The following is a 15,378-nucleotide window of genomic DNA, read 5'->3' as shown; positions in this document are numbered from 1 at the left end:
CCGCGGATCGGGAGGGCCGTGCCCCCGCGTCCGTCCGCGGCTCCGCGGCGTCGGCTGGAATCCGTCTTTCGGTGTTCTTCCGGCTCCGCGGTGCCACCGCTGACACCGCATCATCAGCCGGAGCGGAGGAAAGTCATGCCGGGGCGGTGGCGCCGCCCCGTCGCGGGAGCGCGCCACGGCCCCGCGTCACGGCTTGCGGTAGGTCAGCCTCCGCAGCAGGACCTCCGCCGGTCCGCGCCTGCCCGCGCGGTCGAGCCGGAACGCCGCTGCGACGGTCAGCAGCCAGGTGCCCACGGCCACCAGCACCGCCGACCAGCTGGACAGGTGCACGCCCAGGCCCAGGCCCCAGGCGGCCAGGAACGGGGCGAAGGCCACCGACTGGGCCAGGTAGCCGCTCAGGGAGCGCCGCCCCAGGGACACCAGCGCCCGGACCGGCAGGGACCGCTGGGCCCCCCGGGCGGAGAGCCGGTGCGCGAGGAGCCCGAAGAGCGCGGCGTAGCCCACCCCGGTGAAGATCCCGGTGTAGAAGTGCACCGAGGCGACCGCCGAGATGTGGGTGGCGTCCAGGACGCCCACGTGCTGGAGGCCCAGCACCGCTCCGGCGGCCCACCCCACGGCGATGCCCAGGACCGCGACCCGGCGCAGCAGCGTCAGGTGTCGCGCCGGGTCCTCCAGGAACCGGTGCCGCGCCGCGAGCAGGCCGATCAGGAACACCGTCGGCAGGGCCAGGGTGAACAGGCCGGAGAAGAGCCCGAAGAACCAGGCCGGGAGGCGGAACACGGCGGAGAGCAGGTAGCCCGTCTCGGCGATACTGGCCCTTTGCATGTCGGTCGCCGCGGCCGTGGACACCGCGTCCGGCGCCAGCAGGACCGAGGCCGCCGAGACGACGGTGACCAGGGCGCCCAGGGCCAGCAGGACGGACAGCCAGATCTTGAGGGTGCGGTCGCTGCGGTTGAGGAACAGCGGCACCATGATGAGGCCGATCAGGCCGTAGGTGCCCAGGATGTCGCCCTGCCACAGCAGGGCGGCGTGGACCGCGCCGAAGACGAGCATCCACAGGTGGCGCCTGCGCAGGAGCCCGCGGGCCTCCCCCTCGCTGGTGCCGCGCGCCCTCTGCCGGCGGTACATCTGCCCGATGCCGTAGGCGAAGAGGAAGCCGAACATCGTGTGCGTGCGGGCGTCCACGACGACGATCGTCATGAACTGCGCGGCCCTGTCCGCCAGGTTGCCGCCGACCGGGTGCAGCATGGCCAGGCCGGTGGGCGCCTGGTACAGGAACCACGGCACGTGGGCCAGCGCGATCAACAGCAGCATCATGCCGCGGGCGAGGTCCGGGGCCAGGGCCCGTTCGGCCACCGGCGTCGAACCCGCCGGGGCCCGGGTGTCGGCGGCGGCTGCGGGCGGGTCTCCGGGGACGGAGGGCGGGCCTTCGGCGCGGTCGGTCGTCATGGTGACGGGCTCCAGAGGGTCTTCGCGGCGATCGGTCTGCGTTCGGGGGACTGTCTCCATTGCAGCCGTCGCCGCGCTCCGGCGGCAGTGGGACCACGTCACCACCCGGCCGTGACGTTTGTCGGGTCCAGGTCATGACGCGGCGTCACTGGTGCGCGCGGCGGAGCCGGAAGAATACTGGGGGCGCACCCGGCGCCCACTCGCGCGGACGCGGGCCTCCCGCTTCCGAGGAGGGCGGCGCACCCGCGCTCCGCCCGGCCCCCGCGGCCCGGGCGCCGCCGCTCCGGCGGCGGAGGGGCCGAGGCGAAGGACCGTGCGCGGTGGACACGAACCTGGAAGGGACACGCGTGACTTCGGAGAAGACCGAGGAGACGCAGGGACGGCTGCGCAAGCTCCACGTGGACCTCATCACCGGCGCGGTCTCCGCCGTCGGAGCGCTGCTGGTGGCGGTGAACGCCAGCTCGTGGCAGGACGCGATCCTCATGGCCGTGAGCCTGGCCGCGACCCTGCTGGTCGTCAGCCGATGGCACGTGGGCCGCCTCTCCCGGGCCACGCTCGCCGGCCTGGTCGTCACCGCGCTCCTGTGGCTGTTCGGCATGCTCCTGGTGGACGTCTCCATGCCCGCCTACGGGTTCGCCATCGTGGCCACCATCATCATCCTCGACCTGCCGCGCCACCAGCGGGCGGCGACGGCGGGGATCGCCGCCTTCGCCGCGGCCGGGCTCACGGCGAAACTGGTGGTGTCGCGCGAGGGCGTGGTCGACTTCCTGCTCCAGTACGTGGTCGCCTCGGCGGGCGTCGCCCTGGGAGGGGTCGTCCTCACGATCCTCGTCCACGCGATGCACGGCCTCATCGCGGAGTTGGCGGCGGCGCGTGAGCGGGAGGCCGAGCTGGCCGTGGCCCAGGAGCGCATGCGCTTCGCCAGCGACCTGCACGACATCCAGGGCCACACCCTGCACGTGGTCAAACTCAAGACCGCGCTGGCCCGCAAACTGGTGCGCGCCGACCCCGACCGCGCCGAGGAGGAACTGGGCGAGATCCAGGCCCTGGTCGGCGACACCATCACCCAGACCCGCGAACTGGCCCACGCCCAACGTCGCCTGAACCTGTCCGCGGAGCTGGAGAACGCCAAGAACCTCTTCGAGGCCGCCGAGATCGACGTGCGCGTGGACCGCGAGGCCGAGGTGGCCCCGGGCGCGGGCGAGCTGCTGGGCCAGGTGCTGCGCGAGACCACCACCAACATCCTGCGCCACGCCCAGGCCAGGCGGGTGCGCATCACCCTGACCGAGACCGGCATCACCATCGTCAACGACGGCGCCGCCGAGGAACCGCCCACCCGGCTGCGGGGGCTGGCCACCCTGCGCGAACGGGTGGCCGACAGCGGCGGCGAACTGACGGTCCGACACGACGAGGGCCGGTTCACGACCGCCGCGGAGTTCCCGCACCTGGCCCCCGTGCCGGGCCCGGAGAACACCGCGCGCGGGTGAGCGCTCCGCCCCGGGCCGCCCTGCCCCCGGCGCCCAGGCGGATCAGACCACGACCTCCCTGCACACGTCGACGAAGGCCTCCATCCGCCGCACCGGCTTGCGCCCCGCGAGCCGCATGACCTCGATCCCGAGCCCCTCGGACCGGATGTCGAGTTCCCTGGTCGCGTAGGGCAGGTCCTCGTAGCTGCGCTCCAGCACGGTGCGCTGGGTGAGCAGGGCGTTGCCCAGGCCGCGGGCCACCAGGGCGCGCACCATCTCGAAGCTCGTGGTGCGAAAGCGCACGTTGGGCGTCAGCCCCGCCCTGTCGAACAGGCCGAGGAAGTAGTCGCCGCCGGGCGGCAGGTCGAAGAGGATCAGCGGCTCGACCGCCAGGTCCGCCAGGGTCAGCTCCCCCTTCGCGCTCAGGGGTCCGTCCACGGGGGTGAGCGCGTAGGGGGGATCGGACCGCAGCCACTGCGAGGCCACGCCGACCGCCGGGCGGACGCTCGCCAGCTCGTAGTGGTAGGTGATCGCCAGGTCGATGCGGGAGTTGAGCAGGTCGTCCAGGAGGGTTCCGTGGGAGGCCTCGACGAACGAGAGCCGCACCTGCGGATACCGGCGCGAGAACTCCGCGATGACCCTCGGCAGCAGGATCGGCGCGATGGTCGCGTAGCAGCCGATGGTGAGGTCCCCCTCGACCTCCTCCCTCTCCCGGCTGGCGGTCTCCCGGAGCTGTTCGAGGCTGGCCCGCACGTCGTCGGCCACGGCCAGGGCGCGCTGCCCCGACGCGGTGGGGCGCATCCCCTTCGGAGAGCGGACGAAGAGGGTGACCCCCAGCGCGGCCTCCAGATCGGACAACGCCGTCGAGACCGTCGACTGCGAGACGAACAGCTCCCGCGCCGCCGCCGTCACCGACCCGAGCCTGGCTATGGCCCTCAGGTACTCCAGCTGCCGCAGGCTCACGTCGCCCATCGGTCCGGCCCTCCCTTCGGAGCTATCGCTTTTTCCGAAGGAGATCTTCGGAACTATGTGTTTTACAGATCCTAGGCCCCGCCTGGATAGTGGTGACCCATGACACAGGCAGGTCGGATACCGACGGCGCCGTGGGCCCCACCCCGCTCCCGCCAGGCGTTCGAGACCACACTCCCGCGAACGAGCGGCCTCCTGACCATGCACAGGGACGCCCCGACCGGGGAGGCCGCCGCGGCCTCCCCGACCCCGGTGCGCGCCAGGACGAGACCCCAGGAGAAGAGATGACGAGCGAGGTCGCGGAGCAGGTCGACGAGAAGGACCTGCGGCGGGGTGTGTTCGCCGGGGCGGTGGGCGTCTTCGTCCACTGGTTCGACTGGGCCGTCTACGCCTACCTGGCCACCACCATGGCGCAGGTGTTCTTCCCCGAGCAGGACGGCACCACCGCCCTGCTGTCGGTCTTCGCGGTCTTCGCCGTGGCGTTCTTCGTGCGTCCGCTCGGCTCGGTGCTCTTCGGCCACCTCGGCGACCGCTTCGGGCGCAAGACCACGCTGTCGATCGTCATCATCTCGATGGCGGCGGGCACGCTCATGCTCGGGCTGCTGCCCAGCTACGAGTCCGTCGGCATCCTCGCGCCGATCCTGCTGGTGGTCGCCCGCATCATCCAGGGGCTCGCCGCGGGCGGGGAGTTCGGCTCGGCCGCCGCCTTCCTCGCGGAGTTCTCGCCGCCCAAGCGCCGCGGGTTCGGGTGCTCCTGGATCGAGTTCGGCTCGGTCGGCGGGTTCCTGTGCGCGTCGTTCGCCGTGTGGGCCCTGCACGCGTCCTTCCCGGCCGAGGTCGTCCTCGACTGGGCGTGGCGGATCCCCTTCCTGCTGACGGTGCCCATGGCCGCGGTGGGCCTCTACATCCGCCTGCGCATCGAGGACACGCCCGAGTACCGCGCGCTGGAGGACATGAACAACGTCCCGAGCCAGCCCGTCGTCGAGGTGTTCCGCTCCAACGGCAGGCAGTTCCTCCAGACGGTCGGCATCGAGACCTTCATGAACTCCACCTTCTACATCGTCCTGGTGTACCTGATCACCTACCAGGAGGAGATCGTGGGGGTGCCCGCCGACCGGGCGGCCCTGCTCTCCGCGGTGGCCTCGGTCGTCGCCATGGGGATCATCCCGCTCTCGGGCAGGATCTCGGACCGCGTGGGCCGCAAGCCGGTGCTCTACACCGCCGCCGCGCTGCTGATCGCGGCCTCCGTGCCGCTGTTCTGGCTGATGCAGGTGCAGACCTCGTGGGCGGCGTTCGCCGCGACCTTCGGCCTCGCCGCGATCCTGGCGGTCATCCTGGGCACCCACGCGTCCGCCGTGGCGGAGCTGTTCCCGACCCGGACCCGGCAGAGCGGGCTGTCGATGGCCTACAGCGTCGCCGGGGCGTTCTTCGCGGGAACCCTGCCGTACCTGATGACCTGGCTGATCTCCCTCACCGGCAGCAGCATGGTCCCCGCCTTCACCATGGTCGTGATCGGCGTCATCGGCGCGGTCACACTGCGCACCATGCCCGAGACCAGCGGCTCCGACCTGCTGCACGAGAGCGACCGGGCCTCTCGCTGAACCCTCCCCCCACCCGTCCGGGTCCGGCCGCGGCCGGACCCGGGGGACGGCGTCCGCGCGGCCGGGGAGGCACGCGGGGCGCACCCGTCCCGAACACACGCGTTGACCAGAGCCTGGAGGCTGTGCATGTCACTGGAAGAGATCGAGGTCGTCGTCGTCGGAGGGGGGCAGGCCGGGATCGCGATGAGCGAGCACCTCAGCGACCGCAGGGTGCCCCACGTCGTCCTGGAGAGGAGCCGCGTCGCCGAGCGCTGGCGCTCGGAGCGGTGGGACTCGCTGGTCACGAACGGGCCCGTCTGGCACGACCGGTTCCCCGGCCTGGAGTTCACCGGCCTGGACCCCGAGGACTTCGCCTCCAAGGACGGCGTCGCGGACTACCTGGCGACCTACGCCGAGAAGATCGGCGCGCCGATCCGGTGCGGGGTCGAGGTGACCTCGGTGCGACGCAACACCGGACGCCGGGGGTTCCGGGTCCGGACCTCGGACGGTGACATCGACGCCCGCTACGTCGTGGCCGCCACCGGCCCGTTCCAGCGGCCGGTCGTCCCCCCGCTCATCCCCGAGGACTCGGGTTTGGTCCAGCTCCACTCCAGCGCCTACCGCAACCCCGCGCAACTGCCCGAGGGCGGCGTGCTCGTGGTCGGGTCGGGCTCCTCGGGGGTCCAGATCGCCGACGAACTCCGCGCCAGCGGCCGACGGGTGTACCTGTCCGTCGGTCCGCACGACCGCCCGCCGCGCCGGTACCGGGGGCACGACTTCGTCTGGTGGCTGGGCGTCCTCGGCAAGTGGGAGGCCTCGGCCCCCGCGCAGGGCGCCGAGCACGTCACGATCGCGGTCAGCGGCGCGCACGGCGGCCACACCGTGGACTTCCGGGCCCTGGCTCAGCGCGGCATCACGCTGGTCGGCCGGACGGAGTCCTTCGACGCCGGAACCGTCCGCTTCGCGCCCGACCTGCGGGACAACATCGCCCGCGGCGACGCCAACTACCTGTCGCTGCTGGACGAGGCCGACGCCTACGTCGAACGCAACGGACTCGACCTGCCCGAGGAGCCCGGGGCCCGCGTCCTGGGCGCCTACCCGGAGTCGGTGACCGACCCCCTCCGCGAACTCGACCTCGCCGCCGCCGGGGTCCGGACCGTCCTGTGGGCGACCGGCTTCACCGCCGACTACGGCTGGCTGCGGGTGGACGCCTTCGACGAGAACGGCAGGCCCCGGCACCAGCGCGGGGTCTCCTCCGAGCCCGGCGTCTACTTCATGGGGCTGCCGTGGCAGTCCCGCCGCGGTTCGAGCTTCATCTGGGGGGCCTGGCACGACGCCAAGTACGTGGCCGACCAGATCTGCATCCAGCGCGGCTACATGGAACACCACGACGCGCACCCGCACCCGTCCCACACCCAGGGGTGATCACACCATGACCACGCACACGCGCATCCGCAAGTTCAACACCAGGGACACCTACCCCGAGCAGAACCTCGACAACGACCTGTGCCAGGCGGTGGTGGCCGGAGGGGTCGTGTACCTGCGCGGCCAGATCGGCCAGGACCTGGACACCCGCGAGTCCGTGGGCGTCGGCGACGTCCGCGCGCAGACCGAGAAGGCCATGGCCAACATCGACCTCCTGCTCAGGGAGGCGGGCAGCGGTCTGGAGGACATCGTGAAGGTGACCGTCTACCTCACCGACCCGCGCTACCGCGAGGAGGTCTACCGCGAGATGGGGCGCTGGCTGAAGGGGGTCCACCCGGTCTCCACGGGCATCGTCGTCCAGGCCCTGGCCCGGCCCGAATGGCTCGTGGAGATCGACGCGACCGCCGTGATCTCGGGAGGCGACAAGTGACCTTCTCCATCGCGGCCCACCAGGACGGCAGGTTCGGCGTCGCCGCGTCCTCGTCCTCCCCCGCCGTCGCCGCGCGGGTCGTCCACCTGCGCGACTCCGTCGGCGCGGTCGCCTCGCAGAACATCACCGACCCGCGGCTGGGAACGGCGCTGCTGGACCGGCTCGCCGAGGGCGCGAGCCCCCGAGCGGCGCTCGACGCCGTGACCGCCACCGCACCGGACATCGCCTACCGGCAGCTCACGGTGGTGGACGCCTCCGGCGCCGCGGCCACGTTCAGCGGCGGCCTCACCCTCGGCGTCCACGGCGAGGCCACCGGCCCCCACTGCGCCGCCGCCGGGAACATGCTCTCGGACCCGGGCGTCCCCGCGGCCATGTGCGAGGCCTTCGGCTCGGCCCGGGGGGAGCTGGAGGAACGCCTGCTCACCGCCCTGGCCGCGGGCCTGGCCGCCGGAGGCGAGGCCGGACCGGTGTACTCCGCGGGGCTGTCCACCGTGTCCGCGCACGGCTGGCGCGACACGGACCTGCGCGTGGACTGGCGCGAGGACCCGATCGGGGAGTTGGGCGAACTGCTCAAGGTCTGGCTCCCCCAGCGCGACGACTACGTCCGGCGCGGCCTGGAACCGGCCGCCTCACCGGGATACGGGGTGCCGGGCGATGACCGCTGAACCCGGCGCGCCCGAACACGGCGCGCTGCCGAGCGCCACGGAGCACCTGCCAGAGCTGGTCTCCTACTCCGAGGCGCTGCACGCCCACCCCGAGACCGCCTGGGAGGAGCACCGCGCGGCGCGGTGGACGGCGGAGCTGCTGGAGCGGTTCGGTTTCGCCGTCGAGAACGCCTACCTCGGCTTTCCCACCGCGCTGCACGCCACCTACGGGTCCGGTCGGCGCCGGGTCGGCTTCGTCGTGGAGTACGACGCGCTGCCCGGTCTGGGCCACGCCTGCGGGCACAACCTGATCGCCGCGATGTCGGCGGGCGCGGCGATCGCGCTGCGCCCCTGGGCGGACCGGCTCGACCTGCGTATCGACGTGATCGCCACCCCGGCCGAGGAGGGCGGCGGCGGCAAGATCGAACTGCTGGACGCCGGAGCCTTCCGGGACCTGGACCTGGCGCTGATGGCCCACCCCGGGCCGGTGGACGCACCGCGGGCCGAGCCCTACGCCGTCGCCCACGACCACGTCCGCTTCACCGGCCGGTCGGCCCACGCCGCCGCCTACCCGCACGAGGGCCGCAACGCCAACGACGCCTTCGTGGTCGCCCAGGTGGCCCTCGGCCTGCTGCGCCAGCAGCTCCCGCCGGGCACCCGCGTCCACGGGATCCAGACGGTGGGAGGGCAGGCGCCCAACGCCATCCCCGCGGTGACCGAGGGCCGCTGGTACACCCGGGCCGAGAGCCTGGAGCAGCTGGAGCCGTTGCGCCGCCGGGTGGAACAGTGCTTCCGGGCCGGAGCGCTGGCGACCGACACCGCCCTGGAGTTCACTCCGGAGTCGCAGCCCTACTCGGAGTTCCGCACCGACGAGCGCGCCCTGGAGATCTACACGCGTCACGCCCTGGCGCTCGGGCGGCGGTTCGACGCGCCCCCCGAACACCAGACGATGAACCGCGCCTCGACCGACATGGGCAACGTCTCCCAGCACGTTCCGGCCATCCACCCCTACATCGGCCTGGGCTGCTTCCCGGTCAGCAACCACCAGCCCGAGTTCGCCGCCGTCTGCGTGGGGGAGGCCGCCAACGGGGTCATCTCCGACGGCGCCACGCTGCTCGCCCGCACGGCGCACGAGTACTTCGCCGCCCCGGCGCCGGAGTCCGGCCCCCTCCGGGCCGGTTGACCCGGGGCGGGCTCAGTCGATCGCCCTGATCACGCGGGCGGGGACTCCCCCGACCAGGGTGCGGGCGGGGACGTCGCGGGTGACCACCGCGCCCGCGGCGACCACGGAACCGGCGCCGACGGTCACCCCCTGCGTGACCACGGCGGCCGCTCCGATCCAGACGTCGTCCTCGATGACGATGGGGGCGAAGGAGAGGTACTCGCGGCGCTCGGCGAGGGGCAGGGGGTGCCCGCCGGTGATGAGGCTGACCCTCGGCGCGATCATGACACGGCTGCCGAGGCGGATGCCGCCCCTGTCCATGAACGTGCAGCCCTGGTTGACGAAGACGTCCTCCCCGAAGGTCGTGTTGAGCCCGTACTCGGTGAAGAACGGCGGGTAGATCGTCACCGATTCCGGCAGCGGGCCGCCGAACACAACCGAAAGTAGTTCGGCGCGGCCCTCGCCGTCGCTGAACGGCAGCACGTTCAGCCGGGACGTCGCGTCGGTCACCTCCGCGATGCGCTCCACGTGGCGTGCGAACTCGGGCGTTTGGACGTACATGACCTGCTCTGTGCGTGTGGACATGCGCTGATCCCACCACCCGGCGGAACGCCCGGTCAAACAACCGCACGATCCACCGGACACAACCAGAGGTTGTGCAAGTAGGCTGGGGCCGTGGATGTCGAAGCGCTGCGCACGTTCGTGGCCGTCGCCCGGACCGGCCAGTTCCAGGCCGCGGCGGACGAGCTCGGGATCAGCCAGCAGGCGGTCTCCAAGCGGATCGCGGCCCTGGAGCGACACCTGGGGGCCGCGCTCCTGGTGCGGACCTCCCGGGGCTCCAGACCGAGCCTGGACGGGCAGGTCCTCCTGCCGCACGCCCGGAGGGTCCTCGCGGCCCTGGAGCAGGCCGAGCGGGCCGTGCGCCCCGGCAGCCGACCCCTGCGCGTGGACGTGCTCAACCGGCGCATCGCCCCGGCCCAGGCCGTCTACCGGTTCTACCGCTCCCACCCCGGGATGGACCTGGACGCGGTCGCGCTGGGCGGCGAGAACGCCGCCCAGGCCTCCCGGGCGGTGCTCGAAGGAACCGTCGACGCGTCCTTCCGCGCCCTGGCGGCCGAGCGGGTCCCGGCCGGGATCAGCGCCGAACGGCTCCTGGACGTACCCCTGGAGCTCCTGGTCGGGCCCACCCACCCGTTGGCGGACGCACCCGAGGTCAGGCCCGCGGACCTGGCCGGTCACCGGATCTGGATCCCCGGGATCAGGCCCGGCACGGAGTGGGCGGAGTTCTACCGGGCGCTGTCGGAGGCCTTCGGTCTGAGCATCGACGCGCTCGGCCCCGACTTCGGCGACGAGGCCCTGATGGACGCGCTGGCCGACTCCGCCTCCCTGGCCACCCTCGTCGGCGGCGGGGACCGGTACCTGTGGCCCCAGGGCCACGACCTGCGGCGCGTCCCCCTGCGCGACCCGACGCCGGTCTACCCGCACGTGCTGCTGTCCCGCAGCGGGGAGCGGCACCCCGTGCTGAGCGCGCTGCGCGAGTACCTGCGCGCCTCGGGCCCGCGAACCCCGGATGACGTGTGGACCCCGGACTGGGTGGTCCGTCGAACGGACGGGTGATCCGGCCGCCCGCTCCGTCCTCGGCGGCACCCGCACGACCCGTCGCCTCGCGTTACGTGGGCGCGGATGGGAACTTGGTCCCATGAGCACCATCGACGACACCATCACCCTCGCCGCCGCCCACGGCCTACACCTGTCCGCGCGGGACGCCACGGTGAACGAGGCGGGCCTGGACTACCGCGTCGTCATGGCCCGCGACGCGACCGGCCGGAGGTGGGTGCTGCGCGTACCCCGCCGCGCCGACGTCTCCGAGGGCATGGCCGCCGAGACGCGCGTCCTCGACCTGGTCGCCCCGGTTCTGGCCGAGGACGGCGTCGCGGTCCCCGACTGGCGGGTCCGCTCCCCCGAGCTGATCGCCTACCCGGCCCTGCCCGGCGCCCCGGGCCTGACCCTGACCGGCTCCGGGGAGCCCGTCTGGCACATGGACCCCGCCAGCCCCGACTACGCCGAGCGCCTGGGGCGCCTGCTGGCCCGCCTGCACTCGATCGCCCCGGAGCGGGCCGAGGCCGCGGGCGTCGAGGTCCGTACCCCGGACCGGGTACGTCAGGCGTGGCGGGACGACATCGCCCGCGTGAGCGAGGCCTTCACCGTCTCCCCCGCCCTGACCGAGGCATGGAGGGCGTGGCTCGACGACGACACCTGCTGGCCCGAGCGGACCGTCATGACCCACGGCGAGATCTACCCCGCGCACGTGCTGCTCGACGAGGAGGGCGCGGTCACCGGGGTCCTGGACTGGACGACCGCCCGCGTGGACGACCCCGCACGCGACCTGTCCGCCCAGTACGGCGCCGCGGGCGAAGAGATGCTGCGGGCCACCCTCACCGCCTACGAGCGGGCGGGCGGGCACGTCCACCCCGGCCTGGCGGCGCAGGCCAGGCACCTGTGGGACGCCTCCCCGATCGGGTACGCCCTGTACGCGCTGACCACCGGCGCCGAGGCCGACCTGGCCGCCGCGGCGGCGGTGCTGAACCCTGAAGGCTGACGCACCGCCGACGACGGCGGCCCGCCCGGAGCGGGAGGGCACGCCGTCGTCGTTGCCGGAGAACACCGCGCTGAGGTGAGGGCCCGGCCTCGGGTCAGCGCGGCGGGGTTTCCTGGACCCAGGCACGGGCGTCCACGCACAGGGCGTCGCCGTCCACCGCGAAGACCTCCCGCCCGCCCCCGCCCCGGTCCACGCGGGCGCGGCCGGTCCCGTCGAACGCCCCGGTCCGCACCCGCAGCCGGACGGGGTCGGTCGCGGTCAGGACGCGCATCCGCCACGGTCCGTCCCGGTCCTGGCCGGGCACGGCCAGGTGCACCATGGCACCGGCTTCGCGGCGGACGCGCCCGTCGGTGTGCTCGGCCGTGTAGGAGACCATGCGCAACGGGGCCCGTTCCGGAAAGTCGGTGACCTCCTCGGGGGCGACGGGGGCGGGCGGGGCCTCTCCTCGCGCGAGCAGTTCGTCGCGCACGCCGCGAGCCAGCTCCCCGGCGTCCGGAACGTCGCTGAGCAGCAGCTTCCAGTCAGCCGCCAGCTCGGCTCCGCCGCGCCGCAGCCACTCGGCGGTCAGGGACCGGAAGGCGGCCTCGCGCCTCGGCGGCGGCAGCGCCCCCGCCGCCAGGACGCCCCGCCCGGCCCCCTCCAGGGCACGGCAGTACGCCCCCACCGGCACCCGCGCGACCTCTCCGGGATAACGAACTCGGCGGATCATCAGCATGGCCCAGCGCAGGAAGGTCGCCGCGCCCCGGGCGGAGCCCTCCACGCTCCCCTCCTGCGGCGGCTGGGCGGGCCGGAACCCGTCCTCGCGGGGCGGGGTCCGCGCGTCGGCGCGGCGACCGGCCCCCGACAGGTGCCAGGAACCGTCGGCGAGCCGCAGCGAGGCCGCCCGGACCCGCAGTACTCCCCCGGTTCCCAGGCCGACCGCGACCCCGTCCACGTCGGAGTCCAGGCGCGCCCCGTGCGCCGAGTCGGTGTCCACGTCCACCTCGGTCAGGTCCTCCAGGTGCACGTCGAGCGTGGGCGGGTCGCCGGGAGCAGCGCCGCCGGGGTCGTAGGAGCGGGCCGGTTCCAGGGTCAGGAACCCGCACAGGCGGACGCCCTCCCGTTCGATCCGCACGTGGCGCAGGGCGGCGGTGCCGAGTGCGTAGTCCTCCGCCAGGTCGGCCAGCGCCTGCGGTGCCCACCGGGAGTACGCCGGACGGACCTCGCCCCGGTAGTCGCGGTAGGGCCTGTCGAAGTACACGGGCGGGGGCTGGACGAGCCCGTCGAGGCGGTGCCCGCACAGCGCGGCCTGCTCCACCATCCAGTCCCAGCGCGTCGGCCGCAGGAGCGCCGTCCACTCCAGGGCCGCGCGGGCGCGCCGTTCCCGTTCCGGCCCGGGGCGGCCCGTCGCGGCTCGGAACAGGGGGAGAACGGCGTTGTCCCACAGGTCGGAGACGGCCCGGACGGTCTCGCGGTCGAACGTGCGCGCGTCGCGTGCGGCCTCGGCGATCTGGACGACGGAGCGGTCCACCAGGGCGCCCAGTGCGGCGAGGGCCGGTTCGTCGGGCCGAGGGGAAGCGGGGAGATGGGCAAAGGGTCGGGGGCTCACAGCCGAACCCTGGCACAGGGCGGCGGCACGGGTGTCACCGGCGGCCCGGGAGCACGCCCTCGGCCGCCGCACCCGCCCTCCGGCGGCCGACCGGCCACCGGACCGCGCGTAGTCACGGGCCCGGAGCCCGCCCCGCAGCCCTGCCTCTGGCAACCCCGCGGCCCGGCTACCGACGAGCACGACACAAGGCTCGAACCTCCTCCCGGCCACCGACGAGCACCGCACAGGGCCCGCAGCCCGACAACCGGACGGCGCACGGTACGACGCCCGCTCCGCAGCCTGGCAGCCCAGCCGCCGACAGGGCCGGACGCCAGCGGTTACCGGACGGTGAGCTTGCGCTCCCGGGGGTCGAAGGCCACCGACCTGGCGTCGGAGCGCAGGGCCCGCACGATCGCGTCCACCACCTCGTCCACGGGGTGGGGTTCGGGCAGGTTCCCGGGCGCGGTCCCGGCCAGGGGGCGGTCGGCGAGGCCGGTGTCCATGTGCGGCGCGCGCACGTCCAGGGCCGCGACGTGCCTGGCGCGGTAGTCCGCGCGGGCGGCGGTAAGCCAGGCCGACAGGGCGGCCTTGCTGGCCGAGTAGGCCGCCATGCCGTGGGTCGGGTACTCGGCGGTCACGGCGGTGACCGCCGCCACTGCTCCGCCGGGCTTGACCGCGTCGATTGCCGCGCGCAGCATCGCCATCGGCGCGAGCGTGTTGACCTGGAACATCTTCTCGACCGCGGCGTCCTCGATGCCGCCCTCGGAGTCGGGGCCGGTGTCGAAGGCCACGACGCCGAAGGCGATGACCAGTCCGTCCAGACCGCCCTGTTCCTCGGCGGTGCGGCGCACGAGTGCGGCGCAGCCCTCGGTGTCGGCCGCCTCGAACACGGCCGTGGAGGACCCGTCGAGTTCCCGCGAGAGCGCGTCGAGCGCCTCCTCGTCGCGTCCGGCGAGCACGACCCGCGTGCCCTCCCGGTTCAGTGCCCTGCTGATGTGCCCGCCGAGTACGCCCGTGGCCCCGGCCACCAGGACTCGGGCTCCCTCAAGATCCATACGGCCAGTATTTCCGCAGGTGGCGGGGGGACCGGTCACCGACACGCGCCCCCGGGCACTGGTGCGGCCCCTCCGCCGGAGCGCCCCGGCGGCCAGCGGTACGCGGCGGTAGGGCCAGCGGCGGGACGCCCCGAGGCCGAACGTTCACACGAACAGGAAGGCCGCCAGGACCACCGCCAGCAGCACGACGTAGGAGACCGCGTGCACCCGGTCGGGCACCCGGCCCACCAGGCGGCGGGTGACGGCGATGGCGGGCAGCGACCCGGCGAGCAGGAGGGCCCCGGCCACGAGGTCCACCGAGCCCAGGTGGCCGGGCCCGGCGCCTCCCCCCTCGCCGAACAGCGCGTACACCGCCGTGCCCGCCACCGCGACGGGCAGGCTGAGCGGGTTGGCCATCGCGGTCGCCTCCCCCATCGGCAGGCTCCGGCGGCGCAGCAGGGGGACGGTCATGACGCTGCCGCCCACGCCCAGGAAGCTGGTCACCGCGCCGATGGCGACCCCGCCCGCCGTGGTGGTGCGCCGCCCCAGCAGACGGGGCCCGGTGTCGGGGTCGCGGGTCAGGAAGCCCTTGCGCAGGAGGGTGTCGAGCAGGGTGACGGCGATGTAGGCGATGAACAGCACGCGCTGGGCCCCTCCCCCGACGACCGTGGCGACCAGGGAGCCCAGCACCGCGCCGACACCGATGTAGGCGGCCAGCGGCCACACGTAGTCGCGGCGCAGCCGCCCGGCCCGGTGCTGGGAGAGGGTGGCGCTGAGCGCGTTGACGACCATCACGGCGGTGGAGGTGGCCACGGCCACGGCCATCGGGTCCACGCCGGGGTCGGCCTGGGCGCGGGTGACGTAGTAGACGACGGGGACGACCACGAAGCCGCCGCCGAAGCCGAACAGGACGGTGGTGACGCCGGTCAGCAGGCCCAGGGCGAGCAGGGGAAGGACGAAGGTGAGCACCCGGACCACGTTAGGCAGACGGGCGCTGGCGCGCTTTCGAAAGAACGCCACTGTCCTTCGCGCAGCGGACAACACCGGTAGCGT

Annotated in this window: 14 protein-coding genes; 8 read left to right on the top strand and 6 right to left on the bottom strand. The window is 73.8% G+C overall.

The genetic code is table 11. The features are described from left to right. Nucleotides 1-186: 186 nt before the first annotated feature. Nucleotides 187-1,449, bottom strand: coding sequence for a DUF418 domain-containing protein (locus UIS43_RS02040; protein WP_370012269.1), 1,263 nt, complete (start codon nt 1,447-1,449; stop codon nt 187-189). A gap of 320 nt (nt 1,450-1,769) precedes the next feature. Between UIS43_RS02040 and UIS43_RS02035 the strand changes: the two genes are divergently transcribed. Then, a complete protein-coding gene (locus tag UIS43_RS02035; RefSeq protein WP_370012267.1) occupies nt 1,770-2,936 on the top strand; it encodes a sensor histidine kinase in 1,167 nt (388 codons plus the stop codon). A 42-nt stretch (nt 2,937-2,978) separates the two neighbouring features. Here the strand turns inward: UIS43_RS02035 and UIS43_RS02030 are convergent, their stop codons facing one another. Continuing rightward, nucleotides 2,979-3,887 (bottom strand): LysR family transcriptional regulator, encoded by a 909-nt coding sequence (locus UIS43_RS02030; RefSeq protein WP_013152702.1) that lies wholly within the window; start codon nt 3,885-3,887, stop codon nt 2,979-2,981. Between the two features lie 281 nt (nt 3,888-4,168). Between UIS43_RS02030 and UIS43_RS02025 the strand changes: the two genes are divergently transcribed. The 5 genes from UIS43_RS02025 (at nt 4,169) to UIS43_RS02005 (ending at nt 9,146) form a co-directional block, all read left to right on the top strand. After that, the gene (locus UIS43_RS02025; RefSeq protein WP_013152701.1) at nt 4,169-5,485 is read left to right on the top strand and encodes an MFS transporter; all 1,317 of its coding nucleotides are present in this window, start codon (nt 4,169-4,171) and stop codon (nt 5,483-5,485) included. 126 nt (nt 5,486-5,611) lie between these two features. After that, the gene (locus UIS43_RS02020; protein ID WP_071621912.1) at nt 5,612-6,889 is read left to right on the top strand and encodes an NAD(P)/FAD-dependent oxidoreductase; all 1,278 of its coding nucleotides are present in this window, start codon (nt 5,612-5,614) and stop codon (nt 6,887-6,889) included. A 7-nt stretch (nt 6,890-6,896) separates the two neighbouring features. Then, nucleotides 6,897-7,319 (top strand): RidA family protein, encoded by a 423-nt coding sequence (locus UIS43_RS02015; protein ID WP_013152699.1) that lies wholly within the window; start codon nt 6,897-6,899, stop codon nt 7,317-7,319. Next, the gene (locus UIS43_RS02010) at nt 7,316-7,984 is read left to right on the top strand and encodes a DUF1028 domain-containing protein (RefSeq protein WP_370012266.1); all 669 of its coding nucleotides are present in this window, start codon (nt 7,316-7,318) and stop codon (nt 7,982-7,984) included. Before UIS43_RS02015 ends, UIS43_RS02010 begins: the two co-directional genes overlap by 4 nt. Then, nucleotides 7,974-9,146 (top strand): M20 family metallopeptidase, encoded by a 1,173-nt coding sequence (locus UIS43_RS02005; protein WP_370012265.1) that lies wholly within the window; start codon nt 7,974-7,976, stop codon nt 9,144-9,146. The genes UIS43_RS02010 and UIS43_RS02005 overlap by 11 nt, the downstream gene beginning before the upstream one ends. Nucleotides 9,147-9,158: 12 nt before the next feature. Here UIS43_RS02005 and UIS43_RS02000 read toward each other — a convergent pair whose 3' ends face one another. Continuing rightward, the gene (locus tag UIS43_RS02000; RefSeq protein WP_370013218.1) at nt 9,159-9,686 is read right to left on the bottom strand and encodes a sugar O-acetyltransferase; all 528 of its coding nucleotides are present in this window, start codon (nt 9,684-9,686) and stop codon (nt 9,159-9,161) included. A 114-nt stretch (nt 9,687-9,800) separates the two neighbouring features. Between UIS43_RS02000 and UIS43_RS01995 the strand changes: the two genes are divergently transcribed. Beyond that, nucleotides 9,801-10,742, top strand: a complete 942-nt coding sequence (locus UIS43_RS01995; RefSeq protein ID WP_370012264.1) for a LysR family transcriptional regulator — start codon at nt 9,801-9,803, stop codon at nt 10,740-10,742. An 82-nt stretch (nt 10,743-10,824) separates the two neighbouring features. Then, a complete protein-coding gene (locus tag UIS43_RS01990) occupies nt 10,825-11,724 on the top strand; it encodes a macrolide 2'-phosphotransferase (RefSeq protein WP_071621907.1) in 900 nt (299 codons plus the stop codon). Between the two features lie 94 nt (nt 11,725-11,818). On the opposite strand, the gene UIS43_RS01985 is transcribed toward UIS43_RS01990, so the two are convergent. The 3 genes from UIS43_RS01985 to UIS43_RS01975 all read right to left on the bottom strand — a co-directional run bounded on the left by UIS43_RS01985 (nt 11,819) and on the right by UIS43_RS01975 (nt 15,303). Next, nucleotides 11,819-13,312 (bottom strand): hypothetical protein, encoded by a 1,494-nt coding sequence (locus tag UIS43_RS01985; protein ID WP_370012263.1) that lies wholly within the window; start codon nt 13,310-13,312, stop codon nt 11,819-11,821. A 317-nt stretch (nt 13,313-13,629) separates the two neighbouring features. After that, on the bottom strand, nt 13,630-14,346 hold the full coding sequence (locus UIS43_RS01980; RefSeq protein WP_358455487.1) for an SDR family oxidoreductase: 717 nt from the start codon (nt 14,344-14,346) through the stop codon (nt 13,630-13,632). A 144-nt stretch (nt 14,347-14,490) separates the two neighbouring features. Next, nucleotides 14,491-15,303 (bottom strand): sulfite exporter TauE/SafE family protein, encoded by an 813-nt coding sequence (locus UIS43_RS01975; RefSeq protein WP_370013217.1) that lies wholly within the window; start codon nt 15,301-15,303, stop codon nt 14,491-14,493. Between the last annotated feature and the right edge of the window lie 75 nt (nt 15,304-15,378).

It is taken from the genome of Nocardiopsis sp. LDBS0036 (assembly GCF_041228755.1).
GTDB lineage: Bacteria > Actinomycetota > Actinomycetes > Streptosporangiales > Streptosporangiaceae > Nocardiopsis > Nocardiopsis dassonvillei.
This window is presented reverse-complemented; position numbering and strand designations above follow the sequence as displayed.

Coding starts and splice junctions, on each gene's coding strand:
- UIS43_RS02040 (WP_370012269.1), bottom strand. CDS start 1,449: ATGACGACCGACCGCGCCGAAGGCCCGCCCTCCGTCCCCGGAGACCCG.
- UIS43_RS02030 (WP_013152702.1), bottom strand. CDS start 3,887: ATGGGCGACGTGAGCCTGCGGCAGCTGGAGTACCTGAGGGCCATAGCC.
- UIS43_RS02025 (WP_013152701.1), top strand. CDS start 4,169: ATGACGAGCGAGGTCGCGGAGCAGGTCGACGAGAAGGACCTGCGGCGG.
- UIS43_RS02020 (WP_071621912.1), top strand. CDS start 5,612: ATGTCACTGGAAGAGATCGAGGTCGTCGTCGTCGGAGGGGGGCAGGCC.
- UIS43_RS02015 (WP_013152699.1), top strand. CDS start 6,897: ATGACCACGCACACGCGCATCCGCAAGTTCAACACCAGGGACACCTAC.
- UIS43_RS02005 (WP_370012265.1), top strand. CDS start 7,974: ATGACCGCTGAACCCGGCGCGCCCGAACACGGCGCGCTGCCGAGCGCC.
- UIS43_RS02000 (WP_370013218.1), bottom strand. CDS start 9,686: ATGTACGTCCAAACGCCCGAGTTCGCACGCCACGTGGAGCGCATCGCG.
- UIS43_RS01990 (WP_071621907.1), top strand. CDS start 10,825: ATGAGCACCATCGACGACACCATCACCCTCGCCGCCGCCCACGGCCTA.
- UIS43_RS01980 (WP_358455487.1), bottom strand. CDS start 14,346: ATGGATCTTGAGGGAGCCCGAGTCCTGGTGGCCGGGGCCACGGGCGTA.